Annotated in this window: 1 protein-coding gene; it reads right to left on the minus strand. The window is 56.7% G+C overall.

All coding sequences use genetic code 11. The features are described 5' to 3' along the window. Positions 1 to 674: branched-chain amino acid ABC transporter substrate-binding protein (locus AC1D0Z_RS23595; protein ID WP_477660540.1), on the minus strand; the 674-nt coding region annotated here is incomplete at both ends.

Genomic DNA, 674 nt, shown 5'->3' on the forward strand with positions numbered 1-674 from the left:
GACGTTACCCATGCCGAGTTGTTCCATCTGGCGGAGCATTGGGCCGCCCTGTGGGTCCATGCCGCCGAAGAAGATGGCGTCAGGAGCCTTGGACTTGATAGCCGTCAGGATGGCCATGAAGTCGGTGGCTTTGTCGGTGGTGAACTGCTCGTCAACCACGGTCATGCCTTTTGCCAGAGCCGTTTTCTTGAACACTTCAGCAACGCCCTGGCCATAAGCGGTACGGTCGTCAATGATGGCGACTTTCTTCAGCTTCAGCGTATCGGCTGCATAGAAAGCCAGGCCAGCGCCCAGGGCGTTGTCATTGGCAATGATGCGGTAGGTGGTTTTGTAGCCTGGCTTGGTCAGGTTGGGATTGGTTGCCGCGCCCGTCACGTGAGGAATGCCGCAATCGTTGTAGACCTTGGACGCAGGAATGGTAGTTCCGGAGTTCAGGTGACCGACCACGCCAGCGACCTTGGAGTCGCACAGCTTTTGTGCAGCAGCCGTGCCCTGTTTTGGATCAGCGGCGTCATCTTCAGCAACAATTTCAAACTTGACCTTTTTGCCGCCAATGACCACGTTTTGTGCGTTCAGGTCTTCGATGGCCATGCGCACGCCGTTTTCATTGTCTTTGCCGTAATGGGCTTGCGCACCGGACAGCGGTGACACATGGCCGATCTTGACGACTGCGT

Source organism: Polaromonas sp. P1_E3 (genome assembly GCF_056405935.1).